Raw genomic sequence first — 20,329 nt, 5'->3', positions numbered from 1 at the left:
TCATGACATCTCTACTGCGTCCGGCGTTGACCCTGTTGATTGCGCTGTCACTGATCACCGGCCTGGCTTATCCGCTGCTGACCACGGGCATCGCGCAACTGGTTTTTCCAGCGCAAGCCTCTGGCAGCCTGATCGAAAGAGACGGTAAACCCGTGGGTTCGCTGTTGATCGGTCAAGGCTTCAGTGACCCGAAATACTTCTGGAGCAGACCGTCTGCCACCAGCCCCATGCCGTATAACGCACAGGCCTCGGGCGGCTCCAATCTGGGGCCACTGAATCCGGCATTGATGGACGCGGTGAAAGGCCGGATCGACGCCCTGCACGCCGCCGATCCGGGCAATACCGCGACGATCCCCGCCGACCTGGTCTACAGTTCCGCCAGTGGGCTGGATCCGCACATCAGCATTGCCGCCGCAAAGTATCAGGCGAACCGGATTGCACGGGCGCGCAACCTGCCCATTGCACGGGTTGATCAGTTGATCGCTGAACAGTCGGAAACCCCGCTCCTCGGATTTCTCGGCGAACCACGGGTCAATGTCCTCGCTCTGAACCTGGCACTCGACGCCGCTCATTGAACGCTGACACACGGTGAGCCTGATGGCCGACCAACGCCCTGACCCCGACCTGCTGCTGGCGCGGATTCGCGATGAAGCCGCGCAAGCCGAACGTGGCCGCTTGAAGATCTTCTTCGGTGCCAGCGCCGGGGTGGGCAAGACTTACGCCATGCTCGCTGCTGCGCATGCGGTCAAACTGCAGGACAGCACGGTGCTGATTGGCGTGATCGAAACCCACGGTCGCGCCGACACTGAGGCGCTGACCGAAGGGCTTGATCGGCTGCCGCTCAAACAGGTTGTCGACAAGCAGCGTACCGTCACCGAGTTCGACCTGGATGCTGCACTTGAGCGTCATCCCCGGTTGATCCTGATTGACGAACTGGCCCACTCCAACGTGGTCGGTTCCCGTCATCCAAAACGCTGGCAGGACGTTGAGGAGTTGCTGAGCGCCGGGATCGATGTCTGGTCAACCATGAACGTCCAGCACCTGGAAAGCCTCAACGACATTGTTGGCGGCATCACTGGCATTCGTGTCTGGGAGACCGTGCCCGACCATGTCTTCGACAACGCCGACGAAGTGGTCATCGTCGACTTGCCGCCCGATGATCTGTTGCAGCGCTTGAAGGAAGGCAAGGTTTACCTGCCGCAACAGGCCGAGCGCGCGGTGCAGAACTTTTTTCGCAAAGGCAACCTGATTGCCCTGCGCGAACTGGCGCTACGTCGCACGGCAGACCGCGTCGACAGCGACATGCTGCAGTACCGCCAAAGCAGTTCGGTGAAACCGGTCTGGGGCACGCGCGACTCATTGCTCGCTTGCGTGAGCCCGCATGAACAGGCCGAGAAAATCGTTCGTTCAACAGCCCGTCTGGCGGCTCAGTTGAATGTGCCGTGGCACGCCGTGACCGTCGAAACGCCTGCCTTGCAGCGCCTGCCCGAGACCAAGCGGCGGCGGATGCTGGCAACCCTGAAGCTGGCGCAGGAGATGGGCGCACAGATCGCCACGCTGGCCGGTCAGGACATCGCCGAAACACTGGTCAAATATGCCCGGCAGTACAATCTCTCGAAAGTCGTGGTGGGCCGCGACGAACATCCTCGGCGGCGACTCTGGCGCAAAGCGCTGGCCGAGCGCATCGGTGAGCTGGGCGCTGACTTTGATGTGATTCAAATCTCGCTTCCGGCCAACCGACACGCGCCAACCGAGACTCGCACCCAGACCGGCAGCGGCCCTGTCGTCTGGCGCGACTATGCCTGGAGCGTGCTGATCTGCGCGGCGACGACCGTGATTGCGTTGCCCATGCTGCATGTGTTCGAGCAAGCCAATATCGTCATGGTCTTCCTGCTCGCGGTGGTCGCGGTGGCGGTTCGCCTGGGGCGCGGCCCGGCGATTCTGGCGGCGTTTGTCTCGGTGGCTTCGTTCGACTTTTTCTTTGTCGCGCCGCGCTTTTCGTTCGCCTTCGCTGACGCTCAATATCTGGTGACCTTCAGCGTCATGCTCGTCGTAGCCCTGGTCATCGGCCAGATGACTGCGGGCCTGACGTATCAGGCGCGGGTTGCGCAGCGACGCGAAGACCGGATGCGTGCGCTGTATGACATGTCGCGCTTGTTGTCTGCGGCACTGATGACCGAACAAGTTGCCGAGATCGGCGCGCGATTTCTCTCCGCCGAATTCGGCGCCCGCTCGGCACTGCTGGTCGCCGATGACCACGACAAGCTGGCGGCACCGCTGATCACCGGGGAGGCGCCACTGGTGGACGTTGCGATCGCCCAGTGGTCATTCGACAAATCCGAACCGGCCGGGTACGGCACCGACACCCTGCCCTCCAGCCCGACCCTGTACCTGCCGCTCTCGGCGCCCATGCGCGTACGCGGGGTGCTGGCGGTGCAACCGCGCGATACCACGCGACTGGTGGTACCGGAGCAGCGACGACTGCTCGACACCTGCGCCTCCCTGCTGGCGATTTCGCTGGAGCGCATTCACTACATTCACGTCGCCCAGGACACCACGGTGCAAATGGAGTCCGAACGGCTGCGCAATTCGTTGCTGTCAGCCATCTCTCACGATCTGCGAACCCCGCTTTCGGTGATGGTCGGGTTGGCCGAAGCGCTCAAGCTGACTCATCCGCCCCTGCCCGCCGAAGCAGCCGAGATCGCCAGCGCCGTGGGCGAATCGGCGCTGCGCATGAACACGCTGGTCAACAACCTGCTGGACATGGCCCGCCTCGAGTCTGGCAAGGTCCAGTTGAATCGCCAGTGGCAGCTGATTGAAGACGTGGTCGGTAGCGCGCTGCGAGCCATTGCGCCGACGCTCGGCAAACGGTCGGTGCACGTCGCACTGGACGACGATCTGCCCCCCGTTTTCATCGACGCGGTGCTGATCGAGCGCATCCTGATCAACCTGATCGAGAACGCCATCAAATACACTCCGAGCAACACCCCAATCGATCTGGGGGCCAGGGCCACGTCAGATCACTTCGAGCTTTGGGTGGCCGACAAGGGGCCGGGCTTGCCCTACGGCCACGAAGAGGACATTTTCAACAAATTCATGCGCGGCAAAAAAGAAAGTGCGATCCCCGGTGTCGGTTTGGGCCTGGCCATCTGCAGGGCCGTTGCGCACGCCCATGGCGGGACGATCGAAGGCGTGACGCGGCCTGAAGGCGGAGCCTGTTTTACCTTGCGCCTGCCCCTTGAAACGCCGCCGGATATCGAAACCCTTGCGCAACGCAGTGACGAGGAGCAGCCATGAGCGAATCATTGCCCCGTGTTCTGATCATTGAAGACGAGAAGGAAATACGCCGATTCGTGCGTATGGCTCTGCAAGCCGAAGGTCTGGAAGTGCATGAGGCCGACACCTTTCACCGAGGTCTCGTCGACGCGGGAACGCGCCGCCCCGATCTGATCGTGCTCGACCTTGGCTTGCCCGACGGGGACGGTATCGATCTGATTCGCGATGTGCGCAACTGGTCACCGGTGCCCATCATCGTGCTGTCGGCGCGCGGAGCGGAGTCCGACAAGATCCTGGCCCTGGATACCGGTGCCGACGATTATCTGGTCAAGCCGTTTGGCACCGGAGAGCTTCTGGCCCGCGTCCGGGCGTTGCTGCGCAGACAAGCCAAGGATGCCGAAAACAACTCGGTGTTCAGCTTCGGCGAAGTGCGCATTGATGTTGAACGACGTGTCGTCGAACGCAACGGCGCGCCATTGCATCTGACCCCGCTGGAATACCGCTTGCTGGTGCATCTGTGCTCACACCCTGATCGGGTCCTGACCCACCTGCAATTACTGAAGGCGGTATGGGGCCCCTCGCATACCACCGACACCCCTTACTTGCGTGTATTCATGGGCGGTTTGCGCAAAAAAGTCGAGGTGGATCCGTCCCAGCCACGGCATCTGGTGACGGAAACAGGGGTGGGTTATCGCTTTATTCCTTGAAATGGGCCAGTTGCTGATCAGCGATCATTGTGGGACGTCTGCTTTCTCGCTCAGAGCGCCGCATACACGAGGGATGACAACCGGCCAGGGCGCGGATCAATCATCGAATGACTGCCCGACGTCGTGGTGACAAAACCGAAGCTCACTTGCGTTTCGGGATCGGCGAAACTGATCGGGCCGCCAAGGCCGATATGACCAAAGGTGCCCGGGCCCATTGCGTGGGAAGCCGCGGGATCGCGTTGCTGCTCCAGCATGCAGCCCAATCCGTAACGCATTGGGCGCATCCACACCCGATCCATGCCATGACTGTGCTCTCGAGTGAACTCACTGAGCAGTTCGCGACCGATAAAGTTTCCCGCCAGTAATGCACTATAAAAACCGGCCAGGCCGTGAGCCGTCCCATGTGCGCATACAGCCGGTTGCCGATAGGCCCACCAGCGCGGGTCACTGGTTCGTCTAGGTACCATTCCGGGGTTGGTGAAGGCGAATGTCGCGATGTGCGATGGCTCGCTTTTCAGCACTGTGCGCAACGCTTGCGAGTAAGGGTCCCCGACTCGCCCCGTGGCACTGTCGAATCGCGCGATACGGTGAAAGTGTTTTTCGTCCACGCCAAGGTGAACGTCAAGGTCATGGGGATCCAGAATCTCCTCGTGGATAAAGACGCATGGATCTCGTCCGTCCACCCGACGAATCAACTCACCGAGAATCCAGCCGAAGGTGGTGGTGCCGTACCCCAGGTCTGTTCCCGGTTCCCACCAAAGCGGCTCGGCCGCCAAGACCTGCACCATGTGCTCCCAGTCATACATCCTGGCGTTATGGTCGGGTGTTCGCAGCGCCGGCAGGCCTGCGGTGTGGTTCATTACCTGACGCAAGGTGACCTTTGCTTTCCCGCTTTGGGCGAACTCAGGCCAGTAACGGGCCACGGGCGCATCCAGCTCCAGCTTGCCCTGCTCGACCAACATCAGAACCGCCACGGCGACATAGGGTTTTATGACGCAAAAGGTATTGGCGAGCGTATCGCGGGCCCAAGGCTTCGTGCCCTCCAGATCCGCCATGCCGGCCCAGAGGTCGACAACCATTTCTCCGCCTACCTGCACGCAGAGTCCGGCCCCACGCTCCTGCGGATCATCAAACATGTCCTCGAAAGCTTGCTTGACCGCTTCGAACGGCTTCGCACACATCCCTTGCGCTCTCATATCAGGAATCCTCGTCTTTGAAATGCTTCAAACAAATGATGTTTGTGAAGGAACTCAACCACGCGACCGGGTTTGAGAATGCTCCATGGAAAAACGATTCGCCCGTTTGTAAGTGCCAAAGTCATTGAATCTGACCCCCGCCTCTGCCATGACCTTATGCGCATAAGGTGCCGTCATCTGACGCAGATAGAACGGGTCTCGCACAACGAAATGGTGAATGCTGTGAGTGCTGCCGAAGTTGAAGCAGAACATCTGAAACGGCCACAACCACCAAGGGTTCATTACCTGTGTTTGCTGTAACGCATTGCGCGGAGCAACGTCACCATAATAGTGCATATTTGAACTAATAAAGAACAGGCAGAACTGCCGTATCATATTTGGCGCAATAAGGATGACCACTGCACTATTGACGACATCCATTAATTCCAGCGTCGCGGCAGAACTGTATACTTCCGCCCCCATGACTGACCCAAGTCCGATATACAGATGGTAGCCGAGGAATACATACCAGCATCCCCAATACAACAGACCGAACGGTGTATTGAGTCGAATAATCTTGCCTAACAATCTTACCTTTTGCCGCCATCCCGGCGCTAAAACCGCATTTAGAAAACCAAAAAAAAATCCATCGATCAGTTTCAATAACCGCAGTATTCCCCAAGGGTTGCCGCTGGTCGTGATCCACGCCTCGACATCCGAAGCAGTTCCGGATTCCTTATGATGATGAAAATGCAGATCGCGTCTTAACCAGGGGCTGGGCATTCCCGGCCGGGCCAGCCAGCACAAAAACATCATGGCATTATGGGCCAGCGGGTGTTTTCTGAAATAAAGACGATGGATCAAATCATGTTCGATTTCATGAATGAACGAAGTCAGCAGCGCATTGATTAAAATACACGTCCATCCTGGGATAAAACCCTTCAGGTAGAGACCTCCCGTAACGGCCATCCCCACTAGGGAAAACGCCATGACACTCGCCCCCAGAGCATTCTGATACTGCAGGAGCGGATAGCGCTTGCGCAGGTAATTTCCGTGTTCGGTAATTCGCCGGGTTACTTCATCAATTTTTTCCTGATCGGTATTCAGGCGATCAATTTCGATGGCTTTCTTCAAGACATTCATCAATTCATCCTCTGCTTGCGTCGGGGTATTGCCAGCCTCGTCAAGCCGGACAAATCAGTGGTTTGAACGCTAAAAACCAGGCATTCAAGTTAGGTGCGCGAGTTCACGCACTTCATTCAAGAGATGCGAAGCCGACTGTTTTCAAAAAAATTGCTAGAATCATTCCAGGCTTCAAAATAATAAGGTAAGTTCAGGTCTTTGCAACTGTGTATTTTGGGCGGGTTCAGCGTTACAGTTATTTGTGTAAGGAATTAATAATTTAGTTACAGCTTGTACAAGTTCAGAAGGACTGCGTACAAGTATTGCCAAGGAGGCACCATGAGACTGCACCGCATCAGATATTTCCGGCTTTCTCTAGCAAATTCCAAGGACACGTTAGAGAAACTAACGAGCCAAGATGTATTTGACGCAGCGTTTTGCGATAACGCAGCAGACAATGGCGTGAATCGCGCAGGCCTTGAAAGGCTGATTCGCTACATACAATGCGGGGACACTGTGGTAGTGGACAGCATGGCATCGCTCACTACCAGTACCGAGCAACTGTGCACCATCATTCGCCGGTTGATTGAAAAGCAGGTAACGCTGGAGTTTCTTCAAGAAAACCTGATTTTCCGGCACGACTGCCTTGAAGTTGTGGAACCCATCATTACGGTAATGGAGCGGCTCGCAGAGTTTGAGCGCAATGCGACGAGGGAAAAGCAGGCAGCAGGAATTGCCACCGCAAAGATTCGCGGATCCTACAGAGGTCGCAAGAAAAAACTGTCTGACAATCAGGTTGTCAGCTTAATTCACCGAGCCCGCGCCGGAGAAAGTAAATCCAAATTGGCGCGTGACTTTGATATCAGCCGTCAGACGCTTTATCGGTACTTGAATTCCATTCACAACGGTTCAGACGGTCGTCAGCGTATTGCAACTGAGGACAGAGATCATGGCGAAGCCGACCACTCGGCCTGCTCGTAACGATGCAGGCGTGCGCGTGGCTAAATCGCTATAAGCCTTTGTTGTCCAGAAGCCGCTTCGTCATCAACATCGACGTCTGCAACGATTGTCCCGTTCGCTGCAGCTTGTTCAACAAACTGGCGCCCAACCAGAGTTGATAAAGGGTTTCTGCCAGTTGGCGAGCGTCGGTATCCGGCAGACTTTGATCCAGTTGCCCTTCTTCCAGGCACGTCGTGATACGCGCAACGATGCGCTCGGCACCATCTCGCAGCGTGAGTCGCATTGACTCGGACAGGTCGGCGACCTCCGCACTCAACTTCACCACCAGGCACTCATCGCCATGGCCTTCCAGGGTGCAACGATTCTGCCAGCCCTGCCAGTAATCCATCAGCCGCTCATAAGCGTTGAGCCCAGGCAGGGTCAGGCGTCGTTCCATGTCTGCGAGGTAGCCGACAAAGTAATCCTCGAGCAGCGCCTGCCCGTAGAGTTCTTTGGATTTGAAATAGTGATAGAACGAGCCTTTGGGCACGCCGGCGGTCTGCAGGATCTCGCTCAGGCCAACGCTGGTGAAGCCCTTTTCGGCCATCATGCGGTGGCCGGTGTCGAGCAAGTGTTGGCGGGTATCGTCGTAGGTCGGTTTCATGGGGCGCAAAATACCAAACATTAGACCAGTCGTATATTTCTGATGAGCAGCAGTTTGCCACAGTGACCGCTCGGGAACACGGCCGTAAAAATTTACTAGACGACCGGTCTAATATAAATCTATTCTGTGCCCGTCACTCCTTCCAAGGTGTCGCAGACGAACCCGTCGAGGACACCAGACCAACACAGGGCGCTCTATGAAAATCTTGATGGTTCTGACTTCCCACGATCAGCTTGGCACCACCGGCAAGAAAACCGGCTTCTGGCTCGAAGAGTTCGCGGCCCCCTACTACGCCTTCAAGGATGCCGGCGCGCAGATCACCCTGGTATCGCCGGCCGGCGGCCAGCCACCGCTCGATCCGAAAAGTGATGAGCCCGATGCACAGACCGCTGAAACCGACCGCTTCCGCAAGGACCCTGCTGCCCAACAGGCGCTGGCCAATACCGGGCGCCTGGCGGATGTCAGCGCTGACGATTTCGATGCCGTGTTTTATCCCGGTGGCCATGGCCCGCTGTGGGATCTGGCCGAAGACCAACACTCGATCGCCTTGATCGAAGCCTTCGACCGCAGCAACAAACCTCACGGTTTTGTCTGCCATGCACCGGGCGTTCTGCGTCACGTCGTTGCTGCCGACGGCAAACCGTTGATTCAAGGCCGGGACGTCACCGGTTTCACCAATGCTGAAGAAGCCGCTGTGGGCCTGACGGATGTCGTGCCGTTCCTGATCGAGGACGAATTTCAGCGTCTCGGTGGGCGTTACTCCAAAGTGGCTGACTGGCAGGTTCACGTGGTGACCGATGGTCAACTGGTGACCGGTCAAAACCCTGCCAGCTCGGCAGCCGTCGCTGAAAAACTGCTGAAACTGTTGGCCTGAGCCCTCCAGCGCCCCAGACACCGTGCGCGTGACGCACGGTGTTTTTTTTACCGCATTACTAGTCGACTGGTCTAATAAGGCCAGAACAGGAATTACATGAAAAACAGCCCTTACTTCACCCCCGTCACCCTGGGCCTGCACACCTTGAAAAACCGCATCGTCCTGCCTCCCCTCACCCGCCAGCGCAGCACACAACCGGGTAATGTCGCCAACGCGTTGATGGCCGAGTATTACCAGCAACGCGCCGGCGCCGGTCTGCTGGTCACCGAAGGTACGCAGATCGAGCCTCGTGGTCAGGGCTACGCCTGGACGCCTGGCATTCATACCCCTGAACAAATTGCCGGATGGCGCAAAGTCACCGAAGCGGTTCATGCAAAGGACGGCGTGATATTCGCGCAGCTTTGGCACGTCGGACGTGTGTCCCACACCGCGTTGCAGCCCGATGGCGCGGCACCCGTTTCAGCTTCTGCCATCGCCACCGAGCGTGTCAGCGTATTCATCGAAACCGCGCCGGGTGCTGGCGAGCTGGTTACACCCTCCGCGCCGCGAGCGCTGAGCACCGATGAAGTCCAGGAACTGGTTCAGCTTTATATTCAGGCGGCGCGCAATGCGATGGACGCCGGCTTCGACGGGATCGAACTGCACTGTGCCAACGGCTATCTGGTGAACCAGTTCATTTCTGCCCACAGCAATGTGCGCACCGATCAGTACGGTGGCTCGCTGCACAACCGCCTGCGTTTTCTGCGCGAAGTGGTATCGGGTGTCGCCGAGTGCATCGGCAAGGAGAAAGTCGGCGTGCGGTTCGCGCCATTGTTCACCACCACCGATGAAGCGCGAACCTATCTGGGCATGGTGGAAGAAGACCCGCACACCACTTATATCGAAGCGATCAAGGTGCTTGAGGGTGTGGGCATTGCCTACCTGTCAATCGCTGAAGCTGACTGGGACGACGCGCCCGTGATGCCGCAGACCTTCCGCCGTGCAGTGCGCGACACCTTCAGTGGCGCGATCATCTATGCCGGGCGCTACAACGCTGAGTCCGGCGCACAATTGCTTGAGTCGGGACTGGCCGATCTGGTGGCTTTCGGTCGTCCGTTCATGGCCAACCCGGACCTGCCGGCGCGCATCGCCAATGACTGGGCGCTCAATCCGTTGAATCCCGCCACGGTCTACGGCGGCAATGCCGAAGGCTATGTGGATTACCCGACCTACAGCGAATAATTCAGCCAATTCGCACCGCGCTCCCATTTCCCCGGGAGCGCATCCTCTTCTCCCCGCTACACCCGCAACCTCACGCGCTGCGATGTGAGGTTCTCGCATCTGCACAAAAAAGATCTCCGATTCATTGTCAGGTGGATTTTTTCAGCCTATCTTGAATAAAACCTATACAAAGCACTTCATTGCGTACAACTCTTCCGCTATGGATTGGCCCTCACGCACAGCACCGCCGCGAGCACCCTGAATGAACCCACTACTTGCCAGCCATTACCGTGAAATCCTCATCGGCGTCGGCGAAGACCCCGAGCGTGAAGGCCTGCTGGATACGCCCAAACGTGCGGCCAAAGCGATGCAGTATCTGTGCAATGGCTACACGATGAGCCTTGAAGTCGTCACCAACGGCGCCCTGTTCGAGTCGCAGAGCGATGAGATGGTCATCGTCAGTGACATCGAGCTCTATTCCTTGTGTGAGCACCACATGCTGCCCTTCATCGGCAAGGCGCACGTGGCGTACATCCCCACCGGCAGAGTGCTGGGGCTGTCGAAGGTAGCGCGCGTGGTGGACATGTTTGCCCGTCGCCTGCAGATCCAGGAAAACCTCACCCGGCAAATCGCCGAGGCGATCCAGCAGATCACCGATGCCGCCGGTGTGGCCGTGGTCATTGAAGCAAGACACATGTGCATGATGATGCGCGGCGTGGAAAAGCAGAACTCGATCATGACTTCATCGGTGATGCTCGGCGCCTTCCGTGACAGCTCCACGACGCGCCAGGAGTTCCTGCAATTGATCGGGCGGCGAAGTTGATTTCCGACCCTCGACAGGTGCGATAAACCTGTACACGGCAAACCCACTGTACAAGCACGATATTCCCAACTTCACCCTCCATACCTGTGCACTCAGGGAGAACGGCAATGGCCCGACTTGTGCTCTTACTGGCTCTGGTACTCGGCGTTGCAAGCTGCGGCAGCGTGGATGTCGCCCGCTATGCGGATCAGCAACCGGCGTTGGATCTGCAGCGCTTTTTCAGCAAACCCGTGAAAGCCTGGGGGATGTTTCAGAAGCGCTCCGGGGAAGTGGTCAAGCGGTTCGAGGTCAACATCGTCAGCCATCGTGAAGGCGACAACCTGATTCTCGATGAGCACTTCCTGTACAGCGACGGCACGCGCCAACGTCGCGTCTGGACCCTGACGCCGGAGGGCCAGGGACGCTGGAGCGGTCGTGCGGGTGACGTGGTGGGTGTCGCCACAGGCCAGGTCGCCGGCAATGCGTTGCACTGGCGTTATCACCTGAATCTGCCGGTCGATGGCTCGACCTATGAAATGAGCATGGACGACTGGATGTACCAGATGGACGAGGACACGCTGATCAACCGCACCAGCATGTCCAAGCTCGGTGTTGAAGTCGGCCAGGTGACCTTGTTCTTCCGTCGCCAGGGCGCGGGGGAAAACCAATGAACAGTGCTGAATTGATAGGCAAGGAGTGAAGCATGAATCTGCAAACCCTGACCGAGCGTGCGGCCAACAGCGAAATACGTGAGCTGGAACTGCTGTCGCTTGAAGGTGGTTTTTACCTGGCCCGCATCCGCCTGGATCACGGCCAGTTCACCTTGCTCGACGACGCGGCGAAACCGATGCACCTGCGCTCGATCACCCATCTGCGTGACTTGTTGCAGACCGTGCCGGCATTCCCCTGCGTGCTGGTGCAGCAATGCGTGCACGACGAAATGTGCGGGCGTGATGCAGACCCGGTCGAAGAACTGCGCATTCCGTTTTCGCTGACCACACCGTTATGAAACGAATGCTGCCGGATCGCACTGAATGAACCAGAATCGTCGGTTGTGCCTGGTGCTGGGCGATCAGTTGTCCTTCGACCTGACTTCATTGCAGGCACTTGATAGCGAGCGCGACACCGTGCTGCTGGTCGAGGTCATGGAAGAAGCCAGCCATGTGCCGCACCACCCGCAAAAAATTGCCCTGATCTTCAGCGCCATGCGTCATTTCGCACAGGCTCTGCGAGACCAGGACGTTCGTGTCGAATATGTGACCCTGGATGATCCGCACAACAGCGGTTCAGTGCCGGGGGAATTACACCGTTGGCAACAGCGGCTGCAGGCCGAGGAAGTGCACATCACCGAGTGCGGGGACTGGCGACTGGAGCAGTCGATCAAGGACTGTGGTCTGCCCGTTTATTGGCACGCCGACACGCGTTTTCTGTGCAGTCGTGCCGAGTTTGCGGCTTGGGCTGCCGGCAAAAAGCAGTTGCGCATGGAGTTCTTCTATCGCGAGATGCGCCGCAAGAGTCGCTTGCTGCTCAACGGCGACGGCACGCCGGTGGGCGGCGCGTGGAACTTCGATGCGGAGAATCGCAAGGCCCTGCCCAAAGGCGTGAAGGCGCCCTACCCGGCCCGCTTCAGCAACGACGCCATCACCCGTGAAGTGCTTGCGTTGGTGAAGGCGCGCTTCAGTCAGCACTACGGCGCACTCGACGACTTCAACTACCCGGTCACCCATGCCGACGCGCAGGCGCTGTGGGCATACTTTCTGGATTATGGTCTGGCAGGATTCGGCGACTACCAGGACGCCATGGCCAGTGATGAACCGTTCCTGTTTCATGCGCGGATCAGCGCCGCACTCAACATTGGCCTGTTGGATTTGCGACAGCTGTGCAGCGATGTCGAATCGGCCTATTGGTCAGGAAGGATTGCGCTGAATGCGGCCGAAGGCTTCATTCGGCAACTGATCGGCTGGCGTGAATATGTGCGAGGCGTGTACTGGCTGAAAATGCCGGACTACGCACTGGGCAATGCATTCGGCAACAGCCGGCCATTGCCTGAGTTCTACTGGACCGGTGCTACAAAGATGAACTGCATGCGCCAAGCCATCGGCCAGAGTCTGCAGCATGCCTACGCGCATCACATTCAGCGGCTGATGGTCACCGGCAATTTTGCCCTGCTCGCCGGCATCGCGCCGAGCCAGATCTGTGAGTGGTACCTGGCGATCTACATGGACGCCTTCGACTGGGTCGAGCTGCCCAACACGCTGGGCATGGTCATGCACGCCGATGGCGGTTATCTCGGTTCCAAACCTTATTGCGCCAGTGGCCAATACATCAATCGCATGTCCGACTACTGTCGAGGTTGCGCCTACAAGGTCAGCGAAAGCACGGCGGACAATGCCTGTCCGTTCAATGCGTTGTACTGGCATTTCCTGATGCGCCACGGTGATCTGCTGCGCGGCAATCAGCGCATGGCGATGATGTACAAGAACCTGGACCGCATGCCGCAAGCCAAGCAGGACGCGCTCTGGCAGCGCGGGCAGAACCTGTTGGCCCGCCTGGATAATGGCGAATCGATCTGAAATGAACGCTCGCTTGCGCGGGTGGTGAAACTTAAGCACAACGCGCCCGGTCAACGGATGATCGGCGCTCGAGTCGCCTGCGAGCGCAACGTCCACTGCTCATGTTGTGCCTACGCGCTCTATGAAGCCAGACCCTGAAAATTCAACAAAGCAGGTCACATGGATACCCTTGAACACCTTAGTCGCGAAGCGCTTGAGTCAGAGGTAAGGCGATTGCGCGCGGCGCTTCAGAGCACTCAGGTCGACACACCGGTCGTTGACCTCGATCGCGACATGGCAGCGCAACTGCAAGCCAGTCGGGATGCGCTCGCCCGCAGCGAGGCACGCTTCATCACCATTCTGGAAACCATCGAATCGGCGTTCGCCATCGTCAAGGTCAAATTCGACGCCGAAGATAAACCCGTCGACTACTACTTCGTCGAAGCCAACCCGGCATTCGAACGCCAGTGCGGGGTCAACCTGCGCGGCAAATGGGTGACAGAGTTCGCGCCCAATCTGGAAAGCTTCTGGTTCGAAACCTACGGTCACGTGGCCAAGACCGGGGAGCCGGCGAACTTCGAGAACTACGCCAACACCTTTGAACGCTGGTTCGACGTGCGCGCGGTGCGTGTCGGCGATCCGGCCGACCGGCAGATCGCGATCCTGTTCAACGACGTCACTGAGCGGCGCGATGCCCAGGAGCGCTTGCGTGCCAGCGAGGCGATTGCCCGGGAGAACGTCGAGCGTGTGCAACTGGCGCTCGCGGCAGGCGCAATTATCGGCACCTGGCACTGGGACCTGCCCACCGACCGTTTCGCGGTGGATGAAGCGTTCGCCCGGGTGTTTGACCTCGATCCGGGGCTGGGCCGTGAAGGGCTGAGTCTCGAGCAAGTGATGGCGACCGTGCATCCCGAAGACCGCGATGGACTGACCACCGCGATCAGCGAAGCCATCGGTCGTGGTGGCGCCTATTCCCATCAGTACCGTGTGCGCCGTGCGGACGGCAAGTACCAGTGGATCGAGGCTAACGGCCGTGTTGAATGTGCCGATGATGGAACGCCGTTGCGCTTTCCCGGCGTGCTGATCGACGTCGAGGAGCGGCGTAATGTCGAAGCGGAGCGCGACCGCGCCATCGCCGCGTTGCGCGCGCTCAACGATACGCTGGAGCAGCGCGTGTCATCGCGCACCGCAGAACTGATGCAAGCCGAAGAGAAACTGCGGCAGTCGCAGAAAATGGAAGCCGTCGGCCAACTGACCGGGGGCCTGGCGCATGACTTCAACAATCTGCTGGCCGGCATTTCCGGCGCGCTGGAGTTGATGGGCGCGCGGATCAGCCAAGGCCGATTGGGTGAAGTCGACAAGTACATGGTGACCGCACAGGGCGCGGTCAAACGTGCAGCAGCCCTGACCCACCGTCTGCTGGCGTTCTCCAGACGCCAGACCCTCGATCCGCGGCCAACCGACGTCAACACGCTGATGACCGGCATGACCGAACTGATCCAGCGTACGGTCGGCCCCAGCATCGTCCTGGAAACCCGCGCCGCGCCCGGGCTCTGGCCAACGCTAGTCGATGCCAGCCAGTTGGAGAATGCCCTGCTGAACCTGTGCATCAACGCACGCGACGCGATGCCGGATGGCGGCCGCATCACCATCGAAACGGCCAACCGTACGCTGGACTCCGAGACTGCCCGCGCGCTGGACATGCCCGAAGGCCAATACTTGTGCCTGTGCGTGACCGATACCGGCACCGGCATGACCGCGGATGTCATCGCCAAAGCCTTCGATCCGTTCTTCACCACCAAACCGCTGGGCCAGGGCACGGGGCTGGGGCTGTCGATGATTTACGGTTTCGCCAAGCAGTCCGGTGGCCAGGTGCGTGTGCATTCGCAGGTCGGCCATGGCACCGAGATGTGCATCTACCTGCCTCGTTACCATGGTGAACCGGTGCCGAACCACGATGACCGGGATACTGCTCCGTTGGCATTACCCAAGGCCGGCGAGACGATTCTGGTGGTGGACGACGAGCCTACGGTGCGCGCGTTGTTGACGGATGTACTCGGTGATCTGGGCTACACCTTGATAGAGGCCGCTGACAGTGTGGTCGGGCTGAAGATGTTGCGCTCGGACATTCACATCGACTTGCTGATCACCGACGTCGGCTTGCCGGGTGGCATGAACGGCCGACAACTCGCCGATGCCGGCCGGGAAATCCGCCAGAATCTAAAGACCCTGTTCATTACCGGGTACGCAGAAAACGCGGTGATTGGCGCCGGTCAGTTGGGCCCGGACATGCAGGTGCTGACCAAGCCGTTTGCCGTCGACACACTGGTAGCGCGGGTCAGCGACCTGATGGCGATGAAATCCGAATGAGCGACCGTTGCGGCGCTATAACCCCAGACAGAGTGGCTGCGGCCAAGGAGTGATAATGGTGACTTTTCTGATTTTTCTGATCGCGTGCGGCGCTGCAGCAAGTACCGGGGTGATTTTCAAACCCGGTCAATGGTACGAAGGGCTTAACAAACCCGGATTCACCCCACCCAACTGGGCGTTTCCGGTGGCCTGGACCATCATCTATCTGTTGCTGGCCTGGGCCGGCTATCGCTTGAGCCTGATTCCTGGCAGTCAGACAGTGCTGGCGCTGTGGGCAGCGCAGATTGCCTTGAACACGTTGTGGACGCCGGTGTTCTTCGGCGCACATCAGGTGGCGGCTGCCATGATGATTCTGATGCTGTTATGGCTGGTGGTCGCGGTGATGGTGTTCCTGGCGTTGCGCCTGGATTTGATCACCGGGTTGATCCTGTTTCCGTATCTGGCCTGGCTGTGTGTGGCGGCTGCGTTGAATTTTTCGATTCTGCGTAATAATCGTGGTTGATGGTGACAGCTGTCATAACTCCCATTTTTTCTGACAAAAAGGCGCTTTTTCAGGCATTCAAAATATCTTTCCAGGCCCTTGAAAGCGCAGGTCCCCGCTCAGGACGGGGATTTCGCAATGAACAACAGTTCATTACTGAATTAGTGATTTAACTAGGTAGTTACCTATCTATATAATGCACGCCTCATTTCAACGGGACATTCAACGTGAAGCAGAGTCAACGCCTCTCGGGCATATCAAAATTCATTCTGGTCGGGCTGGGGGTGATCATCGCCCTGCTCGGCCTGGCACTTGCGGCTGGCGGAGTGAAGCTGGTCAGCCTGGGAGGGTCGTGGTACTTCCTCGTGGGTGGTCTGGTGATGGCCGTTTCCGGTCTGCTGATCGCTCGCTACAAGACTGCGGGCGCCTGGCTGTTTGCGGCATTTCTGGTGGGGACAGCGATCTGGGCGGTGAGCGATGCCGGGCTGGTGTTCTGGCCGGTGTTCTCGCGCCTGTTCATGTTCAGTGCCGTGGGTCTGGCGGTGACGCTGGTCTATCCGCTGCTCAAGCGTGCCAACGGTGGTGTTCCGGGTCGTGGCGCTTACGGCGTTGCCGCTGTCCTGGCCGTGGGACTGGCGGTGGCTGCCGGCAACATGTTCGTCGCGCATCCGACCGTCGCCGCTACCGGCACGGGTCCGGGCCTGACCCCGGTTGAGCCAGACAAGGCGCAAAAAGACTGGGCGCACTACGGCAATACCGAAGGCGGCAGCCGTTTTGCTGCGCTGGACCAGATCAACCGCAACAACGTCGACAAGCTGAAAGTGGCGTGGACCTACCACACCGGTGACGTCGCCGAGAGCGATGGCAACGGTGCCGAAGACCAGCTCACCCCGTTGCAGATCGGCAACAAGGTGTTCATCTGCACCCCGCACAACAACCTGATCGCGCTGGATGCCGACACCGGCAAAGAGCTGTGGAAGAACGCGATCAACGCCAAATCCAAAGTCTGGCAGCGTTGCCGTGGCATGGCCTATTTCGATGCGACCAAGAGCATCGCTCAGCCAAGCAACTCGAGCATCATCGAAGCCAAGCCTGCGCCGGCTGCCAATTGCCAGCGCCGTCTGCTGACCAACACCATCGATGCCCGCCTGATCGCGGTCGATGCCGACACTGGCGAGTTCTGCCAGGGTTTCGGCAACAACGGCCAGGTTGATCTGAAGGCCGGTCTCGGCGATGTGCCGGACAGTTACTACCAGCTCTCCTCCGCGCCGTTGATGGCCGGCACCACTGTGGTGGTCGGCGGTCGTGTCGCCGACAACGTACAAACCGACATGCCGGGCGGCGTGATCCGTGGTTTTGACGTGATCACTGGCGCCATGCGCTGGGCCTTCGACCCGGGCAACCCGCAGGATAAAAAGGCCCCGGCCGAAGGCAGCACCTATGTGCGCAGCACGCCGAACAGCTGGGCGCCGATGTCCTACGATCCGGCGACCAACACCGTGTTCCTGCCGATGGGCAGCTCGTCCACCGACATCTATGGTGTCGAGCGCAGCAAACTCGATCACACCTACGGCGCCTCGATCCTCGCGCTGGACGCCACCACCGGTGATGAACGCTGGGTGTTCCAGACCGTGCACAACGATCTCTGGGACTTCGACCTGCCAATGCAGCCGAGTCTGATTGACTTCACCAAGGACGGCAAAAGCGTTCCGGCGCTGGTCATCGGCACCAAGGCCGGGCAGATCTACGTGCTCGATCGTGCCACCGGCAAACCGTTGACCGAGGTTAAAGAGGTCCCGGTCAAAGCCGCCAACATCCCGAACGAACCGTACTCGCCAACCCAGCCAAAATCGGTGGGCATGCCGCAAATCGGTGCCCAGCACCTGACTGAATCGGACATGTGGGGCGCCACCCCTTACGACCAGTTGCTGTGCCGCATCGATTTCAAATCCATGCGTTACGACGGTCTGTACACCGCGCCGGGTACCGACAAATCGCTGAGCTTCCCGGGTTCGCTGGGTGGCATGAACTGGGGCAGCATCTCCACTGACCCGGTGCACGGTTTCATCTTCGTCAACGACATGCGCCTGGGTCTGTGGATTCAGATGATCCCGTCGCAGAACAAGGCGCAGGCCTCCTCTGGTGGCGAGGCGTTGAACACCGGCATGGGCGCGGTACCGCTCAAAGGCACGCCTTACGCGGTCAACAAAAACCGCTTCCTGTCGGTGGCCGGCATTCCTTGCCAGGCTCCACCGTTCGGCACGCTGACCGCCATTGACATGAAGACTCAGAAAATCGCCTGGCAGGTTCCGGTCGGCACCGTTGAAGACACCGGTCCCCTGGGTATCCGCATGCACCTGCCGATCAAGATCGGTCTGCCAACCCTCGGCGGCACCCTGTCGACGCAAGGTGGCCTGATCTTTATTGCCGGCACCCAGGACTTCTATCTGCGCGCCTTCAACAGCGCCAATGGCGAAGAAATCTGGAAGGTGCGTCTGCCGGTCGGCAGTCAGGGCGGCCCGATGACCTACGTTTCGCCGAAAACCGGCAAGCAGTACATCGTCATCACCGCCGGTGGTGCACGTCAGTCGACCGATCGCGGCGACTACGTAATGGCCTACGCCTTGCCGTAAGCCGCAGCGCCCGTGATGAACACGGGTGCTTTCTTTTTGCGCGCGGCACCTGAGGGTGCCGCGCCGCTTTCCGATAGCGCTACAGATTTGAGCAGGAAGATCTCCATGTTTGGTTTTACTCGTAACGGCTGGGTCAACGGCGTGCTGTTGGGCCTGACCTGCACCACCCTGCCCGCCTTCGCCGATACCGATTCGAACCTGTTGACCCGCAATACCCTGACCGGCGATTGGGGCGGTCTGCGGCATCAGATGGACGAAGACGGGATCAAATTCACCGGCGATTACACCGGGGAAATGGCCTACAACGCCGATGGCGGCCTGCACCGCTCCGGCCGTTACTCGCAGAACATCAAGCTCGGCGCGCAGTTCGACCTGAGCAAGTTGTATGGCGTTGAGAACGCCGGCAAGGTCCAGCTGACGATCAACGACCGCCGCGGCAACAGCGCCTCGGAAGATCTGGTTGGCAACCGTCTGCCGATCCAGGAAAACTACGGCGGCCTCTACACCCGCCTGACCGAACTCAGTTACGAGCGCAGCCTGTTCACCCCGGCGCTCAACGTGAAACTGGGTTACATGGCCATGGGCAACGACCTCGGCGGCCTCGACAGCGGCATCCTGTGCAACTTCATGAACGCTGGTTTCTGCGGCCACCCGCTGAACATGTCCGGCGGCAGCGGCTGGACCAACTACCCGAACGCGCACTTGGGTGTGCGGGTGAAATACGACTTGTCGTCCTCGTGGCAATTGCGCGTGGCGGCATTCAATGTCGATCCTGAAAGCAACGGCAACTCCAGCCGCGCCTGGCATCTGGGCCCGAAACACACCACCGGCACCGTGGTGCCGATCGAGTTGGTGTACAAGCACGCGGGTGAATTGCCCGGTGAGTACAAGGTTGGTTACTACTACGACAGCTCCGACGTGAAACGCATCGGCAGCGACAAAGAAGTGTCCGGCCGTGGCGGGCATTACCTGCTGATCGATCAGGCCGTTTGGAGTTCGCCAACGTCCGAGGGGCGCAGCCTGCATGCATTCGGCCAATACTCGGCGGCCAGCGAAGCGGCTTCGCCATTCAGCAAGTGGTACGGCACTGGTCTGGTGTTGTACAAACCGTTCGAAGGTCGCCCACGTGACACCGTCGCTCTTGGCTACGGCCGCGCAGTGCCTAACCCACGGAGTCGCGACGTGCAGCAAGACGCCGCCATGGCCAACGGCACGCAGTTCCCGAACCTGGACAGCGGCGAGCAACTGATCGAACTCGGCTACGGCTATCAGCCCACGCCGTGGCTGACGCTGCGCCCGAACATGCAATACATCATCGAACCGGGCGCATTTTCCGGGCAGAACATCGACAATGCGTTGGTGTTTGGCTTGCAGGTTAAAGCTTCACTCTGAGCCTTCTGACGAAACTTCAGGCCATAAAAAGCCCGGCGTGACTGCCGGGTTTTTTATTGCCCGCAAATTGTCGTAACCAAGATGCTCGGTCAACACCGAACCTTTACCCCCGAAGCAGCGTCCGAGCTAAGGCGTTCACGCT

At 59.1% G+C, this 20,329-nt stretch carries 17 protein-coding genes; 14 read left to right on the top strand and 3 right to left on the bottom strand.

Annotated elements, in window-relative coordinates; genetic code table 11:
• Window positions 1-2 precede the first annotated feature (2 nt).
• Genes kdpC through NTD85_RS07595 form a run of 3 tightly spaced genes read left to right on the top strand, consistent with a single transcriptional unit; the run spans window position 3 to window position 3,983 of the window.
• Entirely contained in the window at window positions 3-575 is a 573-nt protein-coding gene (gene kdpC / locus NTD85_RS07605) for a potassium-transporting ATPase subunit KdpC (protein ID WP_262141867.1), read from the top strand.
• A gap of 22 nt (window positions 576-597) precedes the next feature.
• Window positions 598-3,297: a two-component system sensor histidine kinase KdpD gene (kdpD, locus tag NTD85_RS07600; RefSeq protein WP_262141866.1), complete on the top strand. Its 2,700-nt coding sequence runs from the start codon at window positions 598-600 to the stop codon at window positions 3,295-3,297.
• Window positions 3,294-3,983 carry a response regulator gene (locus NTD85_RS07595; RefSeq protein ID WP_103519821.1) on the top strand — a complete coding sequence of 230 codons (690 nt, stop codon included), beginning with the start codon at window positions 3,294-3,296 and terminating at the stop codon, window positions 3,981-3,983. Before kdpD ends, NTD85_RS07595 begins: the two co-directional genes overlap by 4 nt.
• Before the next feature lie 50 nt (window positions 3,984-4,033).
• Here the strand turns inward: NTD85_RS07595 and NTD85_RS07590 are convergent, their stop codons facing one another.
• The gene (locus NTD85_RS07590) at window positions 4,034-5,179 is read right to left on the bottom strand and encodes a serine hydrolase domain-containing protein (RefSeq protein WP_262141865.1); all 1,146 of its coding nucleotides are present in this window, start codon (window positions 5,177-5,179) and stop codon (window positions 4,034-4,036) included.
• A gap of 54 nt (window positions 5,180-5,233) precedes the next feature.
• The gene (locus NTD85_RS07585; RefSeq protein WP_262141864.1) at window positions 5,234-6,301 is read right to left on the bottom strand and encodes a fatty acid desaturase; all 1,068 of its coding nucleotides are present in this window, start codon (window positions 6,299-6,301) and stop codon (window positions 5,234-5,236) included.
• Between the two features lie 318 nt (window positions 6,302-6,619).
• On the opposite strand from NTD85_RS07585, the gene NTD85_RS07580 reads away from it, so the two are divergent.
• Complete coding sequence (locus tag NTD85_RS07580; protein WP_262141863.1) at window positions 6,620-7,261, top strand: recombinase family protein; 642 nt, start codon at window positions 6,620-6,622, stop codon at window positions 7,259-7,261.
• A 28-nt stretch (window positions 7,262-7,289) separates the two neighbouring features.
• On the opposite strand, the gene NTD85_RS07575 is transcribed toward NTD85_RS07580, so the two are convergent.
• Window positions 7,290-7,883, bottom strand: coding sequence for a TetR/AcrR family transcriptional regulator (locus NTD85_RS07575; protein WP_262141862.1), 594 nt, complete (start codon window positions 7,881-7,883; stop codon window positions 7,290-7,292).
• 196 nt (window positions 7,884-8,079) lie between these two features.
• On the opposite strand from NTD85_RS07575, the gene NTD85_RS07570 reads away from it, so the two are divergent.
• The 10 genes from NTD85_RS07570 (at window position 8,080) to NTD85_RS07525 (ending at window position 20,187) form a co-directional block, all read left to right on the top strand.
• Entirely contained in the window at window positions 8,080-8,757 is a 678-nt protein-coding gene (locus NTD85_RS07570) for a type 1 glutamine amidotransferase domain-containing protein (RefSeq protein WP_262141861.1), read from the top strand.
• A 96-nt stretch (window positions 8,758-8,853) separates the two neighbouring features.
• Window positions 8,854-9,978 (top strand): alkene reductase, encoded by a 1,125-nt coding sequence (locus tag NTD85_RS07565; RefSeq protein ID WP_262141860.1) that lies wholly within the window; start codon window positions 8,854-8,856, stop codon window positions 9,976-9,978.
• A gap of 241 nt (window positions 9,979-10,219) precedes the next feature.
• Window positions 10,220-10,780, top strand: a complete 561-nt coding sequence (gene folE, locus NTD85_RS07560) for a GTP cyclohydrolase I FolE (RefSeq protein ID WP_262141859.1) — start codon at window positions 10,220-10,222, stop codon at window positions 10,778-10,780.
• Between the two features lie 107 nt (window positions 10,781-10,887).
• The gene (locus tag NTD85_RS07555) at window positions 10,888-11,430 is read left to right on the top strand and encodes a DUF3833 domain-containing protein (RefSeq protein ID WP_262141858.1); all 543 of its coding nucleotides are present in this window, start codon (window positions 10,888-10,890) and stop codon (window positions 11,428-11,430) included.
• 32 nt (window positions 11,431-11,462) lie between these two features.
• Window positions 11,463-11,768 (top strand): DUF6482 family protein, encoded by a 306-nt coding sequence (locus tag NTD85_RS07550; RefSeq protein ID WP_003224897.1) that lies wholly within the window; start codon window positions 11,463-11,465, stop codon window positions 11,766-11,768.
• Between the two features lie 25 nt (window positions 11,769-11,793).
• Entirely contained in the window at window positions 11,794-13,332 is a 1,539-nt protein-coding gene (locus NTD85_RS07545) for a cryptochrome/photolyase family protein (RefSeq protein ID WP_262141857.1), read from the top strand.
• A gap of 159 nt (window positions 13,333-13,491) precedes the next feature.
• Window positions 13,492-15,681: a hybrid sensor histidine kinase/response regulator gene (locus NTD85_RS07540; RefSeq protein ID WP_262141856.1), complete on the top strand. Its 2,190-nt coding sequence runs from the start codon at window positions 13,492-13,494 to the stop codon at window positions 15,679-15,681.
• Window positions 15,682-15,739: 58 nt separating this feature from the next.
• A complete protein-coding gene (tspO, locus tag NTD85_RS07535; RefSeq protein ID WP_262141855.1) occupies window positions 15,740-16,183 on the top strand; it encodes a tryptophan-rich sensory protein TspO in 444 nt (147 codons plus the stop codon).
• 206 nt (window positions 16,184-16,389) lie between these two features.
• Window positions 16,390-18,795, top strand: a complete 2,406-nt coding sequence (locus tag NTD85_RS07530) for a glucose/quinate/shikimate family membrane-bound PQQ-dependent dehydrogenase (protein WP_262141854.1) — start codon at window positions 16,390-16,392, stop codon at window positions 18,793-18,795.
• Between the two features lie 105 nt (window positions 18,796-18,900).
• The gene (locus NTD85_RS07525; protein ID WP_262141853.1) at window positions 18,901-20,187 is read left to right on the top strand and encodes a carbohydrate porin; all 1,287 of its coding nucleotides are present in this window, start codon (window positions 18,901-18,903) and stop codon (window positions 20,185-20,187) included.
• Window positions 20,188-20,329: the final 142 nt, after the last annotated feature.

It is taken from the genome of Pseudomonas sp. 13B_3.2_Bac1, from assembly GCF_025466205.1.
GTDB classification, from domain to species: domain Bacteria; phylum Pseudomonadota; class Gammaproteobacteria; order Pseudomonadales; family Pseudomonadaceae; genus Aquipseudomonas; species Aquipseudomonas fluorescens_H.
Note: the sequence above shows the minus strand (reverse complement) of the source record. Positions and strands in the feature narration are given on the sequence as shown.

Excerpts from the sequence above, each read along its gene's own strand:
- kdpD (WP_262141866.1), top strand. The coding sequence starts at position 598 with ATGGCCGACCAACGCCCTGACCCCGACCTGCTGCTGGCGCGGATTCGC.
- NTD85_RS07570 (WP_262141861.1), top strand. The coding sequence starts at position 8,080 with ATGAAAATCTTGATGGTTCTGACTTCCCACGATCAGCTTGGCACCACC.
- NTD85_RS07590 (WP_262141865.1), bottom strand. The coding sequence starts at position 5,179 with ATGAGAGCGCAAGGGATGTGTGCGAAGCCGTTCGAAGCGGTCAAGCAA.
- NTD85_RS07575 (WP_262141862.1), bottom strand. The coding sequence starts at position 7,883 with ATGAAACCGACCTACGACGATACCCGCCAACACTTGCTCGACACCGGC.
- NTD85_RS07540 (WP_262141856.1), top strand. The coding sequence starts at position 13,492 with ATGGATACCCTTGAACACCTTAGTCGCGAAGCGCTTGAGTCAGAGGTA.
- folE (WP_262141859.1), top strand. The coding sequence starts at position 10,220 with ATGAACCCACTACTTGCCAGCCATTACCGTGAAATCCTCATCGGCGTC.
- kdpC (WP_262141867.1), top strand. The coding sequence starts at position 3 with ATGACATCTCTACTGCGTCCGGCGTTGACCCTGTTGATTGCGCTGTCA.
- NTD85_RS07595 (WP_103519821.1), top strand. The coding sequence starts at position 3,294 with ATGAGCGAATCATTGCCCCGTGTTCTGATCATTGAAGACGAGAAGGAA.
- NTD85_RS07565 (WP_262141860.1), top strand. The coding sequence starts at position 8,854 with ATGAAAAACAGCCCTTACTTCACCCCCGTCACCCTGGGCCTGCACACC.
- NTD85_RS07585 (WP_262141864.1), bottom strand. The coding sequence starts at position 6,301 with ATGAATGTCTTGAAGAAAGCCATCGAAATTGATCGCCTGAATACCGAT.
- NTD85_RS07580 (WP_262141863.1), top strand. The coding sequence starts at position 6,620 with ATGAGACTGCACCGCATCAGATATTTCCGGCTTTCTCTAGCAAATTCC.
- NTD85_RS07545 (WP_262141857.1), top strand. The coding sequence starts at position 11,794 with ATGAACCAGAATCGTCGGTTGTGCCTGGTGCTGGGCGATCAGTTGTCC.
- NTD85_RS07525 (WP_262141853.1), top strand. The coding sequence starts at position 18,901 with ATGTTTGGTTTTACTCGTAACGGCTGGGTCAACGGCGTGCTGTTGGGC.
- NTD85_RS07555 (WP_262141858.1), top strand. The coding sequence starts at position 10,888 with ATGGCCCGACTTGTGCTCTTACTGGCTCTGGTACTCGGCGTTGCAAGC.
- NTD85_RS07550 (WP_003224897.1), top strand. The coding sequence starts at position 11,463 with ATGAATCTGCAAACCCTGACCGAGCGTGCGGCCAACAGCGAAATACGT.